The sequence below is a fragment of the Vibrio aquimaris genome, from assembly GCF_009363415.1.
GTDB lineage: Bacteria > Pseudomonadota > Gammaproteobacteria > Enterobacterales > Vibrionaceae > Vibrio > Vibrio aquimaris.
Genome location: NZ_CP045350.1, coordinates 2566221 through 2587087, shown reverse-complemented (window position 1 = coordinate 2587087; position 20867 = coordinate 2566221). Strand labels below are relative to the sequence as shown.

Below are 20867 nucleotides of genomic sequence, written 5' to 3'. Positions count from 1 at the left end.
AATGGCCCTTTAATAGGGCCTAAACCTTTCAGGTTAGTCGTAAATTGATATTATAAACTTTGGCCATTTTAAGAGAGTTATGTACCGAGTCTATGCTGAGCAATCAACATATTTATTTGCATGAAATGGGCATTCAGGCTTATGAAGTGCAAGATATTAATCTGCTACAAGGGTATAAAGCTAAGCCGATTAGTTTAGCAGAAACATGTAAGCTCTTGTTTGTAGCTGATACTTATCCTATCGGAGATACTGCAGAGTTACTTGAAAAAGTCTTGAAAAGCATGGATCTTAGCACAGCTGAAGCTCTGCATATCTACCCACAATATCTCCCTTTTGTATCAAGCCACACTCAGGTTTGGACCTGGTTTGCAGGATGTCAGATAGACCCAAGCATTCAAGGTAAGGTCTTAAGCTCACCAAGCTTATCTTGCGTTAAAGGTAACTCTCAATATAGACGAGAGTTATGGCAACAAATTTGTGAGAATCGATAATTATTATGTTGCTTAAGCTTATGTCCCTAAAGCAAATATACCTCGAAGAGGTTTTTGCCATTGAAACACAGGCTCATACTCATCCCTGGTCTTTTAGTCTGCTTGAAAATATAAATGGACGAGGCGCTTGCCATAAAGTTTTGATCAATGAAGATGAAAAAGTTGTCGGGTATTTTTATGCGCAGAATATTCTCGGTGAGGTTACCCTTCTCAATATCGCAGTAGAGCCGAAATTGCATGGACATGGCTATGGTAAATATCTAATAGAATCATTCCTAGAAATGTGTGTAAGCGATAAAGCAGAGAGTGCGTGGCTGGAGGTTAGATCAAGTAACCATAAAGCCTATAGATTGTATGATGCAGTAGGATTCAATGAAGTAGACAGAAGAAGAGATTACTACCCCACGGAAGATGGCAAGGAGGATGCCATCATCATGAGTTATCTTTTCTTGTGAAGTTTATTTGTGTACTACTTTGTCGATCGAAGAACCCTCAATAGGATAGAAGTTGGCTTCGAATCGAGAAGGCAATTCTGATGCTGGGAGAGGTTTGTCGAAGATATAACCTTGGAACTGGTCACAGCCCAACTCTCGCAAAATGTTAAGTTCAGCTACTTCTTCTACACCTTCAGCAATAACTTCCAAGTTCAATCTCTGAGCTGTCATGATGATGGTGTCTACAATAGCTTGATCGCTTTCATCTAAATGAACTTGAGTAACAAACGAGCGATCGATTTTAAGTACATCAGCTGCTAAGTGTTTTAGGTATCTCAGTGATGAATAGCCAGTACCAAAGTCATCAATCGAGATCTTGAGATTGAATTCTTTCAACTTGCTCATTTTCTCTATTGCATCTTCTACATTTTCAAGCAGCAGGTTCTCCGTAATTTCTAGCTCAATGTGATCACCGTTTACGCCTGCTTGAGCGAGTGCATCATGTATGTATTCTACAAAGCTATGCTGCGCAAATTGAAGTGGACTAATATTGATAGCGAGTCTTTTAAAGGTGTCCGGTAACACACCTTGTTTGAGCCAGACGGAATATTGGTGTAAAGCTTGTTCAATAATCCAGTTCCCAATTTGCAATATTTGCCCTGTCTCTTCCGCAATGGGCATAAATACTCCAGGAGGAAGTAGGCCTTTTTCTGGGTGATTCCAGCGAATAAGAGCCTCGACACCCACGATCTGCTGTTTGCCACTCACTTGTGGTTGATAATAAAGCTCTAGCTGGCCTTTATTGATTGCTTCATGAAGCCCTTTCTCTATCTCTAAGAAAGACTCTACCTGAGCTTGCATCTCTGGTTCATAAAACATGTACTTGTTTCTTCCCGCCACTTTTGCGCGGTATAAAGCGGTATCAGCTTGACGCAACACATCAATGTTGGTGCTGTTGACTGATGGGAAGACAGATATCCCTACACTGGTGGTGCAGTAAAGCAAGTGGTCATCTATTGAGTAGGGATTAGAGATTAATGCGAGCAGCTGCTGAGCTGTTTCATGGGCTTTGTCTGGATGAATCGAGGGCATAAGAATTGCGAATTCATCACCACCAATGCGCGCAGCGGTATAATCATCTGCGAGCCAAGCTTGTATGCGTTTTGCGATGGCTTTTATTAAGTGATCACCAATGGTGTGTCCCAACGAATCGTTAATAGTTTTGAATCTGTCTAAATCAAGGTAAAACAGAACACCAGCCGTGTTGTCTTGTTGAGCTTTTTTGATGACGTCGTCAAGAGTTTGAAGCAACAAGCTTCGGTTAGCCAGCCCTGTTAACGAGTCGTAATAGGCTAATTGGTTTAGTTTTGCTTCCGCGGCTTCTCTGTCTTTCCATAAAGTATGGAAAGTGGTTGCCAATTGTCCTAGTTCATCATCTCGATGAAGATTGGGCATTGAAACTTCTGTTTCTTTGTTTTGTAGTGACCTGACCCACTCGATGAGTGTCACTAAAGGTTTGGACAGTTTCTGATAAAAAAACAGCAGCAGAATAGTGGTAAGTAGGATATTTCTGAAAAGGTCGAATAATAGTATCCGGCTGGTCTTGGCAATAAAGTTCTTAGCTATGTTTGCCCCATTGACGGAAAAACTCAACATACCTACTACAACATGTGAGTTAGGTTGGTGAAGCTCTGTTTGGTACACCGGCGTGTTTGGTGTAAGATAATGCGACAGTGCTTCGGTGAAAGAGCTTTCCATCGCGATGTTTCTTTCTTGCTCAGTCAATACGTCGCCAAAATCATCGACAATAGCAACTTGATAGATCGCACTATCCATCAATAAGCTTGAGGCGACCTGCTCGGCCAACAGCTGGTTCAAATGATACGCGGCTTGGCTGGCGTTACTGTAGTTTTGCAACAGCTTGAACTGGTAGTGTTCTTCTATCCGCTTATGCTCCTGATGGAGATCGACCAGAATTTGGTACAGGCTAAATATGATCCCCAGTATCACAGATACTAGGAAAACGGTTTTTGCTTGTCGGAATGCTAATGAGTTTATTCTTTTGCTCGCAGGCATAATCGTAACTGGTTCCTTCTACTCCTTTAGTTATAGACCAAATTTATTGATATTTTAATTTGTAGTGCATTTCAAGCAGAATTATTTGTCTCGGTTGCTCCCAAGGCCAATATAAGCGAAAATACCACGCAAATAGAATCATTAAGCTAGTGAAGAAATCATGACTTACTCTGTCGGCCACTAGCGCAAGGAATTTAAGAAGAATCTTTGATGTCAAATTCAGCTTTTTTGGGCGAAGTTTCCAAACGTAGGACGTTCGCTATTATTTCCCACCCCGACGCGGGTAAAACTACGATAACAGAGAAAGTTCTGCTGTTTGGACGTGCAATTCAAACTGCTGGTACGGTTAAAGGAAGAGGCTCTGCTCAACATGCCAAGTCAGATTGGATGGAGATGGAAAAGGAACGTGGAATTTCTGTCACTACTTCAGTTATGCAGTTTCCCTACAATGAGTGCCTTGTTAACCTCTTAGATACTCCAGGACACGAAGACTTCTCAGAAGATACTTATCGGACTTTGACAGCGGTTGACTCATGCTTAATGGTGATCGATGCAGCTAAAGGTGTCGAAGATCGTACACGCAAGTTGATGGAAGTGACACGTCTTCGTGATACGCCGATTGTGACTTTTATGAACAAACTTGACCGGGATATCCGTGATCCTATGGAGCTTCTGGATGAAGTCGAAAGCGAGTTGAGTATTGCTTGTGCTCCTATTACTTGGCCAATTGGTTGCGGAAAAGAATTTAAAGGTGTTTATCACATACATCGCAATGAAACGATTCTTTATGCGACGGGCCAAGGACATACCATTCAAGATATGCGCACTGTTAAAGGTTTGGATAACCCAGAACTTGATGAGGCTGTCGGGAGTGAATTAGCCCAGCAATTACGTGAAGAACTGGAGTTGGTAATTGGTGCGTGCCCTGAGTTTGATCAAGAGCTTTTCTTGGCCGGAGAACTCACACCTGTCTATTTTGGTACAGCACTTGGTAACTTTGGCGTTGACCATATGCTTGATGGCTTGACTAAATGGGCTCCAGCCCCGATGCCACGTCAGGCGAATGAGCGTCAGGTGGAAGCTAATGAGGATAAGTTCTCTGGTTTTGTATTTAAAATCCAAGCGAATATGGATCCCAAGCATAGAGACAGAATTGCCTTCATGCGCATCGTGTCGGGAACTTATAAGCAAGGCATGAAAATGAATCATGTCCGTCTTGGTAAGCAAATCAATATATCCGATGCTGTAACCTTTATGGCTGGTGACCGTTCAAGGGCCGAAGATGCTTGCGCTGGAGATATTATAGGCTTGCACAACCACGGAACTATCCAAATTGGTGATACCTTTACCCAAGGAGAAGCTCTAAAGTTTTCCGGTATTCCTAATTTTGCTCCAGAGCTTTTCCGTCGTATTCGTCTTAAAGATCCACTCAAGCAGAAACAATTATTGAAAGGCTTAGTCCAGCTTTCAGAAGAAGGTGCGGTACAAGTATTTCGTCCGCTGCAAAATAACGACCTTATTGTTGGTGCCGTTGGTGTGCTGCAGTTTGATGTGGTCGTTGCTCGATTAAAAGCTGAATATAACGTAGAGGCTATTTATGAGAGTGTTAATGTAGCGACGGCGCGCTGGGTAGAGTGTGCCGATGGTAAAAAGCTTGATGAATTCCAGCGTAAGAACCAAGTCAACTTAGCACTTGATGGCGGCGATAACCTTACTTACATCGCACCGACTATGGTTAACCTCAACCTAGCAAAAGAGCGCTTCCCTGATGTCGATTTCAGAGCGACTCGTGAGCATTAATAATATCAATGTTTGAGCTTAATTAAGAATAAAGGGCTAGCTCTTAATGGCTAGCCCTTTATTGTATCTATGATAGTTATTTTTTCTTCTTAGTGGTTTTTTTCTTATTTTTGGGCTGTACGGCTTTTTTGTCGTCCTTTTTCTTTTTCTTGAATACAGGCTTTTTGTGCTTTGGGCGAAGCTCTTTTATAAACCGCTCTTTAATTTCTTCTTTGACGTAACGAGCAACACGTTCCATCATAGGTTGATCATGGGCTTCAATCAGTGAGATAGCATTGCCTTTTTTCCCTGCGCGAGCAGTGCGGCCAATCCGATGCAAGTATACATCTGCACTGCGAGGCATGTCATAGTTGATGACATGGCTTATATCTGGTAGGTCAATGCCGCGAGCCGCTACATCTGTCGCAATAAGTATGTTGACTGTCCCATCTCGAAAGCGAGCAATCGCATTGTTGCGCCTATCCTGTGGCATTTCACCTTGAATCCAAGAACATGGAATCTGTGCTCTTTCTAACTCTGAACGCAGCTCTGCTAGACGATCGCGAGTTTTCACAAAGATAATGGTGCGTTCAGCTTGTTCTGTAAGTATGTTTTTGAGTAGGGCGAGCTTATGAGATAAGTCATCCGCTCTGTGATACCACTGAGATATTTTCTTTCTCTCTCTGCGTGAAGGCTCAGCATCGATATGAGCAGGATTTTTCAATAAGTCAGCAGTGAAGCCTTCTACACCTTTTCCTTCTAATGTTGCAGAAAACAGCAGAGTTTGTTTACGCCAGCGGCATTCTGACGATAGACGATCAACGGTTGGGCCAAAGCCCATGTCTAGCATACGGTCTGCTTCGTCCAAAATGAGCCATTCTATCGCTCGGCAGTCAAAACGTTCAGCCTCGATGTATTCCATTAGCCTGCCCGGAGTCGCCACCACAATGTCTTGTGTTGTTGAAAGGATATCCGCATGCTCTTGATATTGGACGCCACCAGTAATGGTAAAAATATTCAAGTTGGTATGTTTGGCCAAAGCTCTCGCTTGGTCTGCTACCTGCATGGCCAATTCGCGTGTTGGTGTTAGGATCAATATACGTGCAGGGCCGGGCTTTCGGCGAGGGAAATCTTGTAGGTACTGAAGTGCTGGAAGAACAAAAGCGGCCGTCTTACCTGTACCTGTAGGGGCTGATGCGAGAATGTCTTTGCCATCTAAAGCTTGCGGAATAGATTCAGCCTGAATTTGAGTTGGGCGGCTAAAGCCCATTTCTTCTATTGCGATGAGCAGGTTTGGGTCCAGCTCTAGTTCAGCAAAATGTTTGATCACTCTGGTATCTCCACAAACAGGTAAGTGAGAACAATAAATTGAGGATACGTATTATAGAGGCTTTGGTGATAAGGATCACACCTTAATTTTTACATCTTGAGGTAAAAGTCTTTGGTTAGAGCGATAAAGTCTTCGGTGTAGGTATTATTTTCTTGAATAATAATTTGCTGATACTCGGCTTCGGCTTCATACGGGGTGAATTGTATCAAAAGTCTGTTCGTTGCTTTGTTGCCCGTAGGTTTAACTTCACATAGTTTCGATAGATGCCAACCAAGTGTTTTGGCTTGTTCAATGAATTTTATTCCTTCTACTTCCGGGAGAATAAAACATGCTTTACCATCTTCAGTGATTAAGCGTAAAGCGATGTTCAGAAGATCTTCATGCTCAAGTGTCAAAGTGTGCCTTGCTATTGCTCTCGCCTTTATCAGGGCTGCTTCTCCATTGTTAAAATAGGGTGGGTTGCATATCACAGTGTCATATTTGTATTTGAAGGGAAAGGTTAGAACGTCACCTTGTTGCAAACAGATACGAGTATGCCAGGGAGAAGCAAAGAAATTATTTTTGGCGATAAGGCAAGCTTGTTCGTCAATTTCAATTGCGTCAATCAAGCAATGATGGTTTCTCTGGGCACACATTAAAGCTAACAATCCAGTTCCTGTTCCTATGTCTAGAACTCTTTTTGAGCTATGTATATCACTCCAAGCACCCAACAGGACGCCATCTGTACTGACTGGCATACCTACGTGCCCACTGTTCACTTTAAACTGTTTAAAGGAAAAACTTTTGGTTCTGGTATCACTTTTTTTCATTGTTTACAGCCATAAATAAAGGAGGTTTTGTTTCTGGTTTGTTTAAAGTTTGTATTTATTGTGTTAGGTTTGTTTTTGTATGTGAGTGAAATTATTATCTTATTTTTATTTAAATTCTAGTCAATAATACTATCAATTGACCTTTTCTATAAATTTATATGGCGTTCTTTAAGCTAGGGTTGCGGATAAGAGAGTGTTTCGTCATTATTCGCCTCCAAATTTATAGACTGAGTCGCCTATTTGGACAGCTCAGCATACACAACATCAATCTCAGATAGTTAAAGGGTCTCTTGTGAATCAGACTTTAAAATTAACAGATATTATCGCGTTAGGCTTTATGCTTTTCGCATTCTTCTTAGGCGCTGGCAATATTATTTTCCCTCCACTGGCAGGTCAGTTAGCCGGTGAAAATATCATGCCTGCAATGATAGGTTTTCTCGTAACTGCAGTAGGTCTTCCTCTAATTACAATCATTGCTATTGCGGTATCTGGTGGCTCATGGGAGCACCTTACTAAAGATTTACCTAAACGCTCTGCAACCTTAATGGCCGTATTAATCTTTATTATTATTGGCCCAGCTTTTGCGGCGCCTAGAACTGGGCTTGTTGCTTATGAAATGGCGGTTAAGCCATTTTTTGTAGAGGCTACTGATGCGCACCTTGCGCTCTTTTCTGTGCTGTTTTTTACCATCGCAATGTTTTTTGCGTGGTATCAGGGTAAATTAATTGATGTGATAGGTAAGGTTTTAACACCAGCCTTATTTATCGGGTTGATTATTCTGGCATTTGCGGTGTTTTATGATCCTCAGGGTTCAATGCTATTTGCTCAAGATGAATACCTAAGCCATCCATTGCAAAAAGGTTTTCTTGATGGTTACAACACCATGGACACCTTTGGTTCGCTGATGTTTGGTGTTTTGATTGTTGATGCACTTCGTAAAAAAGGTATTACAGAACAAAAAGCAACAGCTCGATATTTGATTAGCGCGGCTTGTATAGCAGCCGTCGGACTCGCTTTTGTTTATATTTCGCTTTTCTATTTAGGAGCGACGAGTTCTGCGATTGCATCTGGTGCCGACAATGGTGGTGTGATCCTTAGCTTGTATGTTCAGTCTCTATTTGGTTCATACGGCCAAACTGTGTTGTCAGTTATCGTATTGCTTGCCTGTTTGACAACCGCGATAGGCCTTATTTCTGCCTGTTCTGACTACTTTAGTTCTTTGACTTCAATATCATACAAAAATTGGGTCATCATAATTGGCGTGGCTTGTGCTGTGGTCGCAAATGTTGGTTTATCACAATTAATCGCACTGTCAGTACCTGTGCTTTTTGCTCTTTATCCGGTGGCGATTGCTCTTGTAGGGCTTACATTTATTCGCAAGTTTTTACCAAACCCTAAGTTGGCTTATAGACTAGTGCTTAGTGTATCGCTTATTTTTGCATTGATTGATGCAGCAAAAGTGGCTGGTGTTGATGTCTCTGCTTTGAGCATACTGCCTATGTTTGATATTGGTATGGGCTGGTTACTGCCAACTCTTGCTACCATGCTATGCATGTTCTTTATTGGTAAGGCTGATGAGCAGCCAAGCTTAAACAAAGAAGCAGCATAACCTCGTTACCTATACAGGTTCACATCCCTCTGCTTGGCCTAGTTCATCAGAGGGATTTTTGTATCCAGATTCGTGATTCACTTATAAAAAAAATCTGTATCTTCATCACACTTTTCAGTACAATCTTTCGGTTAAATTCTACTCATAAATGTTGAGCAAACATGTTTGAAATCAATCCAATTAAAAATCGCCTTAAGGACGTGTCTGAGCGCACGAGTGTCCTGAGGGGGTATCTTTGACTATGACGCTAAACAGGAGCGTTTAGAAGAAGTCAACGCAGAACTAGAACAGCCAGATGTGTGGAACGAACCTGAGCGTGCGCAAGCCTTGGGTAAAGAGCGTTCTGCCCTAGAAGCGGTTGTTGCAACGATTGACCAACTTGAGCAAGGTGTGGAGGACGTTGATGGTCTTCTCGAGCTTGCGGTTGAAGAAGAAGATCAAGAGACCTTCGATGAAATTGAACCAGAGCTTGCTGAGCTTGAAGCTAAGCTAGAAAAGCTGGAATTTCGTCGTATGTTCTCTGGCGATCATGATGAATCAGACTGTTATATTGACTTACAGTCGGGATCTGGTGGCACAGAAGCGCAAGATTGGACATCGATGATGCTACGTATGTACTTGCGTTGGGCTGAAGCTAAAGGCTTTAAGACTGAAGTAATCGAAGTCTCTGAAGGTGAGGTTGCTGGTCTTAAAGGTGCTACAGTCAAAATCTCCGGTGAATATGCTTACGGTTGGCTGCGTACTGAAACAGGTGTTCATCGCTTGGTTCGTAAATCGCCATTTGACTCTAGTGGTCGTCGTCATACATCGTTTGCTTCTGCGTTTATCTACCCAGAGATTGATGACAATATCGATATCGACATCAACCCTTCTGATCTGCGTATTGATGTATACCGTGCATCAGGGGCGGGTGGTCAGCACGTCAACACGACGGAATCTGCGGTACGTATTACGCACGTTCCAACCAACACAGTGGTTCAGTGTCAGAATGATCGTTCTCAGCACAAGAACAAAGATCAGGCGATGAAACAGCTTCGTGCCAAGTTATTTGAATTAGAGATTCAAAAGCAAAATGCCGAGAAGCAAGCCAATGAAGATGCGAAGTCAGATATAGGCTGGGGTAGTCAGATTCGTTCATACGTACTAGATGACTCACGCATCAAAGATTTGCGTACTAGCGTTGAAAACCGCAACACTCAAGCGGTCCTTGACGGCGACCTAGACAAATTTATCGAAGCTAGCCTGAAATCAGGCCTGTAAGCTTTTCACCGAAAAACTATTTTCATAAAGAAAGACAGGATACATCAAAAATGACTGATGCTGTTCAAAACGACAATGCACAAGAAGAGAATAAGCTGATTGCTGAGCGCCGCGCTAAGCTGGATCACATCCGTCAGAGCTGCAAAGCAAACGGTCACCCAAATGACTTTCGTCGTGAGCACCTAGCTGGCGATCTGCAAGCGGAATTCGGTGAAAAGACAAAAGAAGAGCTAGAAGAGCTAAACCATGTTGTGGCGATCGCTGGTCGTGTCATGGCTAAACGTGGTCCATTCCTAGCGATTCAAGAAACCTCAGGCCGTATCCAAGCCTATGCTGCAAAAGATGTTCAAAAAGAGCTGAAAGAGAAATATCAAGGTCTAGATATTGGTGACATCATAGGTGTGAAAGGTGCACTTCACAAGTCAGGTAAAGGCGATCTATATGTGAACATGGAGTCTTACGAGTTGCTAACGAAGGCACTTCGTCCACTTCCAGAGAAATTCCACGGCTTGACCGACCAAGAGATGCGTTACCGTCAGCGCTATGTAGACTTAATCGTTAATGAAGATTCTCGTAATGCGTTTATTGTTCGTTCAAAGCTAGTCTCATCTATCCGTAATTTCATGAGTTCAAAAGGCTATCTGGAAGTTGAAACGCCTATGATGCATGTGATCCCTGGTGGTGCAACGGCTCGTCCATTTATTACTCACCACAACGCACTTGACATCGATATGTACCTACGTGTTGCTCCGGAGCTTTACCTGAAGCGTCTAGTCGTCGGTGGTTTTGACCGCGTGTTTGAGATCAACCGTAACTTCCGTAACGAAGGTCTATCACCACGTCACAACCCAGAATTCACAATGATGGAATTCTACCAAGCATATTCTGACTACAAAGACCTAATGGATCTGACCGAAGAGATGCTAAGTACAGTTGCAATGGACGTTTTAGGTTCAACGTCTATGCCCTATGGTGATGAAACCGTTGAGTTTGGCGGTAAGTACGCTCGTATGAGCATGTTTGAGGCAATCAAACACTACAACCCAGAGCACGCAGAGATCCAAGCACTAACAGAACAAGACCTTACTGACCGTGACAAGATGGTTGCTATCGCAAAATCGGTACACGTTGAAGTAGAAACGTTTTGGACATGCGGTCAGCTTCTAGAAGAGATCTTTGGTGAGACCGCTGAACCTCAGCTAATTCAACCAACCTTTATCACTGGTTACCCAGCGGATATTTCTCCTCTTGCTCGCCGCAGCGATGACAACCCATTCTTCACCGACCGTTTTGAGTTCTTCATCGGTGGGCGTGAGGTAGCGAATGGTTTCTCAGAGCTTAACGATGCTGAAGATCAAGATGCTCGCTTCAAAGCACAGGTTGATGCCAAAGATGCAGGCGATGATGAGGCGATGTACTATGATGCAGATTACATTACCGCTTTAGAGCACGGTTTGCCACCGACTGCTGGGCAAGGTATTGGCATTGATCGCCTCGCTATGCTGTTTACCAATACACACACAATTCGCGATGTCATTTTGTTCCCCGCGATGCGCCCTCAATCGTAGCAAACTTAATCCATATATCGAAGAATATATTCATAAGGCCGCCACAAGTCGGCCTTTTTTGATGTTTAAATTAGGCGACTTACCAGTGCTTTTATCGGCCTATCCTTCTGTGTTGGGTAAAAATTTGCTCTACTTTATATTTCGGTGAAGGGTGAAAGAAGTGAAAGCCTTGGATAGAGTTGCAGTTTAAGTTTGAGACTAGTGCCGCTTGTTGCTTTGTCTCGACCCCTTCAGCAACAACATTAAGATCGAGAGATTGACCCAGTTTGATGATGTTTTCTATCACCGTCTTTTGTTTGGGTATAGATTTTATGTCTTTTATAAAGGTTCGGTCTATCTTGAGTTCATCAACAGGAAAGCGTGCCAGATAGGATAGTGAAGAGTAACCCGTACCAAAGTCATCGATAGACAGAGTAAACCCCAACTGCTTGATTGCATTAAGCGTTTCCAGTGTGTGCTCACTGTTGCCCATAACGGTACTTTCTGTTAACTCAAAAGTGATAGAGCGTGGGTTGATTCCAGTACGTTGCAAAAGCTTGTTGATGTAGGTTACTAGGTTTGGATTACAAAATTGTTCGGCAGATAGATTGACGGCAATTTGGCCAGGTAAGATACCTCGTTGGTCCCATTGCTTAACCGTATCGAAGACTTCTTGCATCACAACTTGACCGAGACTTTCTATTAACCCTGAACGTTCCGCTATTGGAATAAAGGAGCTTGGACTGATGTAGCCCTCAATGGGATGCTTCCAACGTAACAAAGCCTCTGCGCCATTAATATCGTGGCTTTGGGCATTAACTTTTGGTTGATACCAAACCTCTAGACCATCTTGTTTTAAAGCCTTTTCCAACTCAATTTCTAACCAAAGTCTCATGCGAGCATCTTTGTTCATTGATTGATTAAACTTGACTGAGCGGCGTCTGCCTCGTCCTTTGGCTTCGTACATGGCGATGTCAGCATTTTGAACCAAAAGCTGTGCATTATTACCATCTTTGGGATAGGTGACGCTGCCAATAGAGCAAGATAACCCTTTACTTATGTGATGTAGATCAAAAGGCATGCTCATCAGTGAAATAATACGTTTGGCCCAAACATCAGCAGAGCATGTATTACACTGGTTAGGAATTAGGATGCCAAACTCATCACCGCCGAAATGCCCTACCGAAGCATGATGAGGTAAAAATTCAATAAGGCGAGCTGATACTTCAGCTAATACCTTGTCACCAACATTGTGACCCAAAGAGTTATTAATGCTTTTGAAATTATCAATATCGAGATAGAGGAGTAACAGGGGAGTTTCTTCATTGATAAGTTTATTTATACTTTGGATGAGCTCTAACCGAGTCAGGGTATTACAGTGTAGATGCTCTAAAGTGGTATTCGGAAACAAAGGATTAGAGGTTATCTTTTTCAACCAGTATTGCAGTTGTTGCGACAGCATCAAGGGTTTTACCGACTCTCCTTAAAGTAATGTAGGCTATAGATTAGGCATAGTGCCAGACTATAACCCGGTGAATGTTCGACCAAGAGGATTGAAAATTACGGCCCACTGGAAAACTATCTAAATTAGATCATGACCATATTCCTTTATTTACAAACTAACGGATTACTAGCTTGGTTAACAAGAGCTTACATCTATAGACGTATGCTTGTGTGTCGTTTTTGAGATATTCAATCCAGTTATTGCTATTTTATGACTAAATAATGTTTCAAATTTTTTTCGTGAACAGTTGGAGTGAGATGAACGAATGAAAAATGTTTAACTCGTTGCAAACTTTTTTGATTCGTGTAGCGCATTGTGAGGATTCGCGGGTACAATGAATCATACGTAAAGAGAGGTGGTTAATGCTTATTCGAACTGAAGCACCGGCAGATATCTTGACCGTTGATACATTGATTAAGTCAGCTTTTGACACCGAGTCTGAAGCAAATCTTGTTATGAGGCTCAGAGAAAATGGTCGTAGAACATTATCGCTTGTCGTGAGTAACGATGAGGGCGAAATTATAGGTTATGTGATGTTTAGCCCTGTGACATTAAATGGCGAAGATTTGAATTGGCAAGGGCTTGCTCCATTAGCTATTCAAAAAAAATACCGATGCCAAGGGTTGGCTGCTGAGCTTGTTAAAGAAGGCTTAGCTTCTCTTAAAGAGTTTGGCTATCCCGTGTGCGTTGTACTTGGTGATCCAAACTATTATTCGCGTTTTGGGTTTGAAGCAAGCGAAAAATATGGTTTTTCGTGTCAGTGGGATGTCCCTAGTGGTGCATTTCAAGTACTAGAGCTTAGCGACAATGAGTTTGCTAATCGCTCAGGAAGGATTGAATACAGCTCTGAGTTTTCAGAACTTTAGTTCAGATCTTGGGCGGAAGAATAAGAAACACTCTTTTTGGCCTTTTTTTGAACGCTTGACGTCTATTGCATGATTTTTTTTTAAATTCTGCTTGTCAGCGTAATAACCTTTCGTTAGTATTGCTCGGCCTTCAATAAGGGGGCCGCTAGCCTTGTTCAGAAAGTGATTTCGAGCGGCGCTGGCTCAACAATTTGGAACATAGGTGGAAGCAATGTTTACAGTTCTACTTGTGATTTACCTGTTGGCAGCGATTGGAGTAATCGGACTAGTGCTGATTCAACAAGGTAAAGGCGCAGATATGGGGGCCTCATTCGGTGCTGGCGCATCAAACACAGTGTTTGGCGCAAGCGGCTCAGGAAACTTTCTAACCCGAATGACTGCAATTTTTGCAACAGTATTTTTTGCACTCAGCTTAACGCTAGGTAACATGTCAACACACAAAACTGAATCTCAGTGGGTTGACCCGACTCAAGGTCAAGTTATTCAGCAAGTTGATGATGCAGCGAGCGAAGTTCCAGCACCAACAGGTGATGAAATTCCTCAATAAGCTAAAGATTTAGCTGCCGAGATGGTGAAATTGGTAGACACGCTAGCATGAGGTGCTAGTGCCTTAGGTGTGAGGGTTCGAGTCCCTCTCTCGGCACCATTTTTACAAACTTGTAAAACAACTTAGAGAGCGTATAATGCTCGACAAGTCGGACGCGGGGTGGAGCAGCTTGGTAGCTCGTCGGGCTCATAACCCGAAGGTCGTCGGTTCAAATCCGGCCCCCGCAACCAATCCTTTTTGGAGTGGGCAAGTTTGCACAGTAGCGACTAAGTTGCTGTGGTTAGGCGAAATTTATTGCCTAACATATAAGGGTCCAGCATAAAAAACCCCGACTAATCGGGGTTTTTTGTTATCTAAATATCTGCATTTTGGGGATAGTTAGAAGTTGCTTGGAATTTAAATTGGGCTATAAGCCCTTTTTTTGTTTCTGGAGTGGTTTAAATGACTGGTTTAGAAAGACAACTTACTGAAATGCTTGAAGCTCCAGTTGTGGCATTAGGCTATGAGTTAGTTGGATTAGAGTTTATTCGCGCAGGCGAACACTCAACGTTACGTATCTTTATTGACCATGAAAATGGCATTACAGTGGATGATTGTGCAGAAGTAAGTCGTCAGGTCAGCGCAGTTATGGACGTCGAAGATCCAATCACAGTGGCTTACAACCTCGAAGTGTCTTCTCCAGGTTTAGAGAGACCACTTTTCAAAGCAGCACATTACGAACAATTTATTGGTCACGAGGTCAGCATTGTTTTGAAGATGGCTGTGGGTAATCGTCGTAAATGGAAAGGTACTATCCATTCTGTCGATGGTGAAACAGTCGCAGTTAATATTGACGGCAATGAAGAAGAGTTTGCTTTGAGCAATATTTCAAAAGCTAACCTGATCCCTAAATTTTAATCAAGGTCTTAGAGGCTATTTAAAATGAGCAAAGAAATTTTAGCGGTAGCAGAAGCGGTATCGAATGAAAAAGGGGTACCTCGTGAACGTATTTTTGAAGCGCTAGAGATCGCTTTAGCGACATCGACTAAGAAAAAGCACGAAATTGAGATTGATGTACGTGTAGAGATTGACCGTAAAACAGGCGAATTTGATACATTCCGCCGTTGGCTTGTGGTTGAAGAAGTAGAAAATCCAACTAAGGAAATTTCTCTAGAAGCGGCTCAGTATGAAGACGACTCAATTGAACTTGGTGCTTTTGTAGAAGATGAGATCGAGTCAGTTACTTTTGATCGAATCACTACTCAAACCGCAAAGCAAGTTATTGTACAGAAAGTACGTGAAGCAGAGCGTGCACAAATTGTAGAACAGTTCATCGATAACGAAGGTGAACTGGTAACTGGTGTAGTTAAAAAGGTAAACCGAGACACCATTATTCTTGATTTGGGCAATAATGCTGAAGCGGTAATCCTGCGTGATGACCAACTTCCGCGCGAGAACCATCGTCCAGGCGACCGTGTTCGTGGGTTATTGTACCGTGTTGCGCCTGATGCCCGTGGCTTCCAGCTATTTATCACTCGCTCAAAACCAGAAATGCTTGCAGAGCTTTTCCGCGTTGAAGTGCCGGAAATTGCTGAAGAGATTATCGAGCTTAAAGGTGCAGCTCGCGATCCTGGCTCTCGTGCAAAGATTGCGGTTAAGACCAATGATAAACGCATCGACCCAGTGGGAGCCTGTGTAGGTATGCGTGGTGCTCGTGTTCAAGCCGTATCAGGCGAGCTTGGTGGAGAGCGTATTGATATCGTGCTTTGGGATGACAACCCAGCACAACTTGTTATCAATGCGATGGCACCTGCAGATGTTGCTTCGATCATTGTTGATGAAGACGCTCATGCTATGGACATTGCCGTTGAAGCTGATAACTTGGCACAAGCGATTGGTCGTAACGGTCAGAATGTACGTTTGGCATCTCAGCTTACTGGCTGGGAGCTGAATGTGATGACAGTAGAAGACTTGCATAAGAAACACACAGAAGAGTCTCAGGCTGCGATTGAGAACTTCATGAAGTACCTCGATATTGAAGAAGACTTTGCTCAATTGCTGGTTGAAGAGGGTTTCTCTTCACTGGAAGAAGTAGCTTATGTTCCAGTCAATGAGCTGTTGGAAGTTGATGGCTTGGATGAAGACTTGGTTGAAGAACTGCGTAATCGAGCTAAAGATGCTTTGACTACCTTGGCTCTTGCCCAAGAGGAATCTTTTGATGGTTTAGAGCCCGCTGAAGACTTGCTAGCGTTAGAAGGTTTAGAGCGTGAACTTGCTTTCAAACTCGCAGCAAAAGGAGTGGTGACACTTGAAGATCTTGCTGACCAAGGTATTGACGATCTCGAAGGTGTAGAAGGTCTTACCGAAGAGCGTGCTGGTGAGCTTATCATGGCAGCACGTAATATTTGTTGGTTCGGTGAAGAAGAATAATTTCAGCAAGGAGGAAGCGCATGACACAAATTACTGTTAAAGCTCTGAGTGAAGAGATCGGCACGCCAGTTGATCGCTTATTGGAGCAACTTGCTGATGCTGGTATGGCAAAGGCAAGCGCAGACCGGGTGAGTGAAGAAGAGAAACAAAAGCTTCTTACCCACCTTAAAAAAGAGCATGGTGACACTTCTGGCGAAGCCGAACCGACTCGTTTGACTCTACAAAGAAAAACTCGCAGCACTCTTAGTGTGAATGCCGGTGGAGGCAAGAGTAAAGATGTTCAAATCGAAGTTCGCAAGAAACGAACTTATGTGAAGCGCAGCATTATCGAAGACGACGCAAATCGCGAAGCTGAGGAAGCAGCAAAGCGTGAAGCCGAAGAGCTTGCGAAGCGTGAGGCTGAAGAAGCAGCAAAACGTGAAGCTGCAGAGAAAGCAAAGCGCGAGGCTGAAGAAAAAGCGAAACGAGAAGCGGATGCAAAACGTGAAGCTGAAGAAAAAGCCAAACGCGTACAAGCTGATAAGGCTAAAAAAGACATGAATGCAAAAAGTGCCGAATTGACCGCGCAAGCGAAAAAAGAAGCAGACGATCTAAAACGTCGTCAAGAAGAAGAAGCTCAGCGTAAAGCAGAGCAAGAAGCGGCAAAATTAGTCGAAGAAGCTCGTAAACTGGCTGAAGAAAATGAAGCACGTTGGAGCGAAGAAGAACAAAAGAAAAAAGAACTGGAAAATTCTGATTACCATGTGACAACCTCGTCTTACGCACGTGAAGCTGAAGATGCAGCTGACCGTCGTGAAGAGGGTGGCCGTCGTAAGAAGAAGAAAAAAGCTTCTGGTTCTAGTAATGAAGAACAAAGCCGTAATAGTCGCAGCCCACGTGGCGGCAAAGGTCGTAATAAAGGCAAACTGGCTAAACCTGCTTCAATGCAGCAGGGCTTTGATAAAACAGCGACTGTTGCGAAAGCAGATGTTGTTATCGGTGAGACGATTGTTGTTTCTGAGCTGGCAAGCAAGATGTCAGTGAAAGGCACTGAAGTCATCAAAGTGATGATGAAGATGGGTGCCATGGCAACGATTAACCAAGTGATTGACCAAGAAACTGCACAGCTTGTTGCAGAAGAAATGGGCCATAAAGTTATTCTTCGCAAAGAGAATGAACTTGAAGAGGCCGTTCTATCTGATCGTGATAGCAATGCAGAAGTGGTGCCTCGTGCTCCTGTTGTCACTATTATGGGTCACGTAGACCATGGTAAAACGTCCACACTTGACTATATCCGTAAGGCCCACGTTGCTTCAGGTGAAGCTGGTGGTATTACACAGCATATTGGTGCGTACCACGTTGAAACTGACAACGGTATGATTACTTTCCTTGATACTCCTGGACATGCAGCGTTTACTGCAATGCGTGCTCGTGGTGCTCAAGCGACTGATATCGTTGTACTTGTTGTAGCAGCGGATGATGGCGTGATGCCGCAAACTATCGAAGCGATTCAGCACGCTAAAGCTGCTGGTGTACCTTTGATTGTTGCTGTTAACAAGATTGATAAAGAAGACGCTAACCCAGACAATGTTAAGAATGAGCTTTCTCAGTATGACGTGATCCCTGAAGAGTGGGGTGGTGAGAACATGTTTGTTCACATCTCAGCTAAACAGGGCACTAATATTGAAGGCTTACTTGAAACTATCTTACTTCAGTCAGAAGTTCTTGAACTGACTGCTGTGGAAGAAGGCATGGCTTCTGGTGTTGTTGTTGAGTCCCGCCTAGATAAAGGACGTGGCCCAGTTGCAACGGTTCTTGTACAGTCTGGTACTTTAAACAAAGGTGATATCCTTCTTTGTGGTCAAGAATATGGCCGTGTTCGTGCAATGCGCGATGAAAATGGTCAAGAGATCTTCACAGCAGGTCCTTCTATTCCGGTCGAGATCATCGGCTTGTCTGGTGTTCCTGCATCAGGTGATGAAGCAACGGTTGTACGTGATGAGCGTAAAGCTCGTGAAGTTGCAAACTACCGTCAAGGTAAGTTCCGTGATGTTAAACTCGCTCGCCAGCAGAAAGCTAAACTTGAGAATATGTTCTCTAATATGGCCGCAGGTGAAGTTGCTGAACTTAACGTGGTACTTAAAGCGGACGTTCAAGGCTCTGTCGAAGCTATTGCTGACTCACTGCTGAAACTTTCGACTGATGAAGTGAAAGTAAACATCGTTGGTTCTGGTGTCGGTGGAATCACTGAAACTGACGCAGTACTAGCGGCCGCTTCTAACGCAATTATTCTTGGCTTTAACGTGCGTGCCGATGCAACAGCACGTCGCGCAGTGGAAACTGAAAACCTAGACTTGCGTTACTACTCAATCATTTATCAATTGATTGATGAAGTGAAACAGGCTATGGGTGGTATGTTAGCGCCTGAATTTAAGCAAGAAATCATTGGTCTTGCTGAAGTACGTGATGTGTTTAAGTCGCCTAAGCTTGGTGCGATTGCTGGCTGTATGGTGACGGAAGGCCTTATCAAACGTAACAACCCAATCCGCGTTCTACGTGATAATGTTGTTATCTATGAGGGCGAGCTTGAATCACTTCGTCGCTTTAAAGATGATGTTCAAGAAGTTAAGAGCGGCTACGAGTGTGGTATCGGCGTTAAGAACTATAATGATGTTCGCGTTGGTGATCAAATTGAAGTATTCGAAATCGTTGAAGTAAAACGTACTCTTGATTAATTGACTAAGAAGCTTTGAAAAATAAGCGGTAATTGGTTGTTGAATACGCCATGGGGGGCTGGTTATAACCATCCCCCCATTCTTTCTAATAAGAGAAAACATATGTCAAAAGAATTTAGTCGTACGCAGCGTGTCGCACAGCAGCTGCAGAAAGAACTAGCGATGATCTTACAAAGAGAAGTCCGTGACTCACGTTTAGGTATGGTTACGATTTCTGATGTGGAAGTATCACGTGATCTTGCCTACGCAAAAGTATTTGTAACCTTCTTGTGCGTGGGTGAACAAACACCTGAATCATGTTTGACGGCATTGCGTGAGCATGAGGTTCATATCCGTATGATGCTGGGCAAACGCATTCGCTTGCGCTTAACCCCAGAAATTCGTTTCCACTATGACAATACGCTTGTCGAGGGTATGCGTATGTCAAACTTGGTCAGCGAAGTCATTAGTGAAGATAAACGTAAGCAGAAAGATGCAGGTCGCGAAGATAGTAATCCAGAAGAGGGGACGGCTTAATGGGTCGTCGTCGTAAAGGCCGGCCAATTAATGGTGTGGTTCTTTTGGATAAACCTACTGGCATTTCATCTAATGACGCACTGCAGAAAGTAAAGCGTATCTATTTTGCAGAGAAAGCTGGTCATACGGGAGCTTTGGATCCTCTGGCAACGGGCATGTTACCTATTTGCCTGGGCGAGGCGACTAAGTTTTCTCAGTTTTTGCTCGATTCTGATAAACGTTATCGAGTGATTGCCAAGCTTGGTCAACGCACAGATACTTCAGATTCAGACGGTGAGGTTGTCGAAACTCGCCCTGTTAATGTTTCTCACGAGACATTAGAAGCCTGCATTGATAAGTTTCGAGGCGAATCCGATCAAATTCCTTCGATGTTTTCAGCATTAAAATACCAAGGTAAGCCATTATACGAATATGCACGACAAGGTATAGAAGTACCGCGTGAGGCTCGTAAAATAAAGGTATACGAAATTTTGCTTCATCGCTTTGAAGGCAGTGAAGTTGAAATGGAAGTGCATTGTTCGAAGGGCACTTATATCCGCACTATAGTGGATGATCTTGGTGAGATGCTTGGCTGTGGCGCGCACGTTACTATGCTTCGTCGTACAGGTGTTGCGAATTATCCATACGATAAAATGGTAACGTTAGAGCAGCTTAATGAGCTGCTGGATCAAGCGCATCGTGATGAAGTGGCTCCAAAAGAGCTTCTTGATCCTTTGCTTTTGCCTATGGATACGGCAGTGGAAGATTTACCCGAGGTCAATTTGAACGCTGAATTGACCGACCTAGTCCAGCACGGTATGCCTGTTCAGGTTTTTGGTGTAACTGACGCTCCAGCTCTGCGAATGACATCGGGTGAAGAACGTACTTTTATCGGTGTTGCTGAGCTTAATGATGATGGAAAGGTTGCGCCCAAAAGATTGGTCGTCTTTCGTGATGAAGTGAACTAATTCACCATAGAATATCTAAGCCGAAGCTA

At 43.4% G+C, this 20867-nt stretch carries 16 protein-coding genes, 2 tRNA genes and 1 pseudogene; 15 read left to right on the top strand and 4 right to left on the bottom strand.

The window, feature by feature from the left end; all coding sequences use genetic code 11:
- Nucleotides 1-92: 92 nt before the first annotated feature.
- Both FIV01_RS11940 and rimI read left to right on the top strand, forming a co-directional pair.
- Nucleotides 93-491, top strand: a complete 399-nt coding sequence (locus FIV01_RS11940; protein ID WP_152431199.1) for a DNA polymerase III subunit psi — start codon at nucleotides 93-95, stop codon at nucleotides 489-491.
- A 5-nt stretch (nucleotides 492-496) separates the two neighbouring features.
- Entirely contained in the window at nucleotides 497-946 is a 450-nt protein-coding gene (rimI, locus tag FIV01_RS11935) for a ribosomal protein S18-alanine N-acetyltransferase (protein WP_152431198.1), read from the top strand.
- A 3-nt stretch (nucleotides 947-949) separates the two neighbouring features.
- Here the strand turns inward: rimI and FIV01_RS11930 are convergent, their stop codons facing one another.
- Entirely contained in the window at nucleotides 950-3001 is a 2052-nt protein-coding gene (locus FIV01_RS11930; protein WP_152431197.1) for a putative bifunctional diguanylate cyclase/phosphodiesterase, read from the bottom strand.
- A gap of 210 nt (nucleotides 3002-3211) precedes the next feature.
- On the opposite strand from FIV01_RS11930, the gene prfC reads away from it, so the two are divergent.
- Nucleotides 3212-4801, top strand: coding sequence for a peptide chain release factor 3 (gene prfC, locus FIV01_RS11925; protein WP_152431196.1), 1590 nt, complete (start codon nucleotides 3212-3214; stop codon nucleotides 4799-4801).
- Nucleotides 4802-4877: 76 nt separating this feature from the next.
- Here prfC and srmB read toward each other — a convergent pair whose 3' ends face one another.
- Both srmB and FIV01_RS11915 read right to left on the bottom strand, forming a co-directional pair.
- Nucleotides 4878-6110 carry an ATP-dependent RNA helicase SrmB gene (gene srmB / locus FIV01_RS11920; protein WP_152431195.1) on the bottom strand — a complete coding sequence of 411 codons (1233 nt, stop codon included), beginning with the start codon at nucleotides 6108-6110 and terminating at the stop codon, nucleotides 4878-4880.
- Between the two features lie 89 nt (nucleotides 6111-6199).
- Nucleotides 6200-6919, bottom strand: a complete 720-nt coding sequence (locus FIV01_RS11915) for a tRNA1(Val) (adenine(37)-N6)-methyltransferase (protein WP_152431194.1) — start codon at nucleotides 6917-6919, stop codon at nucleotides 6200-6202.
- Nucleotides 6920-7211: 292 nt separating this feature from the next.
- Between FIV01_RS11915 and brnQ the strand changes: the two genes are divergently transcribed.
- From brnQ to lysS, 3 genes are all read left to right on the top strand, one after another.
- Entirely contained in the window at nucleotides 7212-8528 is a 1317-nt protein-coding gene (brnQ, locus tag FIV01_RS11910) for a branched-chain amino acid transport system II carrier protein (protein ID WP_152431193.1), read from the top strand.
- A 161-nt stretch (nucleotides 8529-8689) separates the two neighbouring features.
- Nucleotides 8690-9788, top strand: a protein-coding gene (gene prfB / locus FIV01_RS11905) for a peptide chain release factor 2 (RefSeq protein WP_114785032.1) whose coding sequence is annotated in 2 segments (ribosomal slippage) — nucleotides 8690-8764 and nucleotides 8766-9788 — 1098 coding nt in all. Because the reading frame shifts where the segments join, the coding sequence is not laid out codon by codon here.
- 50 nt (nucleotides 9789-9838) lie between these two features.
- Entirely contained in the window at nucleotides 9839-11356 is a 1518-nt protein-coding gene (gene lysS / locus FIV01_RS11900) for a lysine--tRNA ligase (RefSeq protein WP_152431192.1), read from the top strand.
- Nucleotides 11357-11447: 91 nt separating this feature from the next.
- Here lysS and FIV01_RS11895 read toward each other — a convergent pair.
- A pseudogene (locus FIV01_RS11895) lies at nucleotides 11448-12743 on the bottom strand (putative bifunctional diguanylate cyclase/phosphodiesterase); the annotation flags it as partial.
- 458 nt (nucleotides 12744-13201) lie between these two features.
- Between FIV01_RS11895 and FIV01_RS11890 the strand changes: the two are divergent.
- The 9 genes from FIV01_RS11890 (at nucleotide 13202) to truB (ending at nucleotide 20838) form a co-directional block, all read left to right on the top strand.
- Nucleotides 13202-13705: a GNAT family N-acetyltransferase gene (locus FIV01_RS11890; protein WP_152431190.1), complete on the top strand. Its 504-nt coding sequence runs from the start codon at nucleotides 13202-13204 to the stop codon at nucleotides 13703-13705.
- 211 nt (nucleotides 13706-13916) lie between these two features.
- Nucleotides 13917-14252 carry a preprotein translocase subunit SecG gene (gene secG, locus FIV01_RS11880; RefSeq protein WP_152431189.1) on the top strand — a complete coding sequence of 112 codons (336 nt, stop codon included), beginning with the start codon at nucleotides 13917-13919 and terminating at the stop codon, nucleotides 14250-14252.
- Between the two features lie 15 nt (nucleotides 14253-14267).
- A tRNA-Leu gene (locus tag FIV01_RS11875) sits at nucleotides 14268-14351 on the top strand.
- 54 nt (nucleotides 14352-14405) lie between these two features.
- Nucleotides 14406-14482: transfer RNA gene (locus tag FIV01_RS11870), tRNA-Met, on the top strand.
- A gap of 211 nt (nucleotides 14483-14693) precedes the next feature.
- The gene (rimP, locus tag FIV01_RS11865) at nucleotides 14694-15149 is read left to right on the top strand and encodes a ribosome maturation factor RimP (protein WP_152431188.1); all 456 of its coding nucleotides are present in this window, start codon (nucleotides 14694-14696) and stop codon (nucleotides 15147-15149) included.
- Nucleotides 15150-15173: 24 nt separating this feature from the next.
- Nucleotides 15174-16661, top strand: a complete 1488-nt coding sequence (gene nusA / locus FIV01_RS11860; protein ID WP_152431187.1) for a transcription termination factor NusA — start codon at nucleotides 15174-15176, stop codon at nucleotides 16659-16661.
- 20 nt (nucleotides 16662-16681) lie between these two features.
- Nucleotides 16682-19375, top strand: coding sequence for a translation initiation factor IF-2 (gene infB / locus FIV01_RS11855; RefSeq protein ID WP_152431186.1), 2694 nt, complete (start codon nucleotides 16682-16684; stop codon nucleotides 19373-19375).
- A 102-nt stretch (nucleotides 19376-19477) separates the two neighbouring features.
- The gene (gene rbfA, locus FIV01_RS11850; RefSeq protein WP_152431185.1) at nucleotides 19478-19891 is read left to right on the top strand and encodes a 30S ribosome-binding factor RbfA; all 414 of its coding nucleotides are present in this window, start codon (nucleotides 19478-19480) and stop codon (nucleotides 19889-19891) included.
- Complete coding sequence (gene truB / locus FIV01_RS11845) at nucleotides 19891-20838, top strand: tRNA pseudouridine(55) synthase TruB (RefSeq protein WP_152431184.1); 948 nt, start codon at nucleotides 19891-19893, stop codon at nucleotides 20836-20838. The genes rbfA and truB overlap by 1 nt, the downstream gene beginning before the upstream one ends.
- Nucleotides 20839-20867 lie beyond the last annotated feature (29 nt).

Bases quoted from the DNA above. Each gene is read 5' to 3' on its own strand.
- FIV01_RS11940 (WP_152431199.1), top strand. From the start codon at position 93: ATGCTGAGCAATCAACATATTTATTTGCATGAAATGGGCATTCAGGCT.
- rimI (WP_152431198.1), top strand. From the start codon at position 497: ATGTTGCTTAAGCTTATGTCCCTAAAGCAAATATACCTCGAAGAGGTT.
- FIV01_RS11930 (WP_152431197.1), bottom strand. From the start codon at position 3,001: ATGCCTGCGAGCAAAAGAATAAACTCATTAGCATTCCGACAAGCAAAA.
- prfC (WP_152431196.1), top strand. From the start codon at position 3,212: ATGTCAAATTCAGCTTTTTTGGGCGAAGTTTCCAAACGTAGGACGTTC.
- FIV01_RS11915 (WP_152431194.1), bottom strand. From the start codon at position 6,919: ATGAAAAAAAGTGATACCAGAACCAAAAGTTTTTCCTTTAAACAGTTT.
- lysS (WP_152431192.1), top strand. From the start codon at position 9,839: ATGACTGATGCTGTTCAAAACGACAATGCACAAGAAGAGAATAAGCTG.
- FIV01_RS11890 (WP_152431190.1), top strand. From the start codon at position 13,202: ATGCTTATTCGAACTGAAGCACCGGCAGATATCTTGACCGTTGATACA.
- secG (WP_152431189.1), top strand. From the start codon at position 13,917: ATGTTTACAGTTCTACTTGTGATTTACCTGTTGGCAGCGATTGGAGTA.
- rimP (WP_152431188.1), top strand. From the start codon at position 14,694: ATGACTGGTTTAGAAAGACAACTTACTGAAATGCTTGAAGCTCCAGTT.
- nusA (WP_152431187.1), top strand. From the start codon at position 15,174: ATGAGCAAAGAAATTTTAGCGGTAGCAGAAGCGGTATCGAATGAAAAA.
- infB (WP_152431186.1), top strand. From the start codon at position 16,682: ATGACACAAATTACTGTTAAAGCTCTGAGTGAAGAGATCGGCACGCCA.
- rbfA (WP_152431185.1), top strand. From the start codon at position 19,478: ATGTCAAAAGAATTTAGTCGTACGCAGCGTGTCGCACAGCAGCTGCAG.
- truB (WP_152431184.1), top strand. From the start codon at position 19,891: ATGGGTCGTCGTCGTAAAGGCCGGCCAATTAATGGTGTGGTTCTTTTG.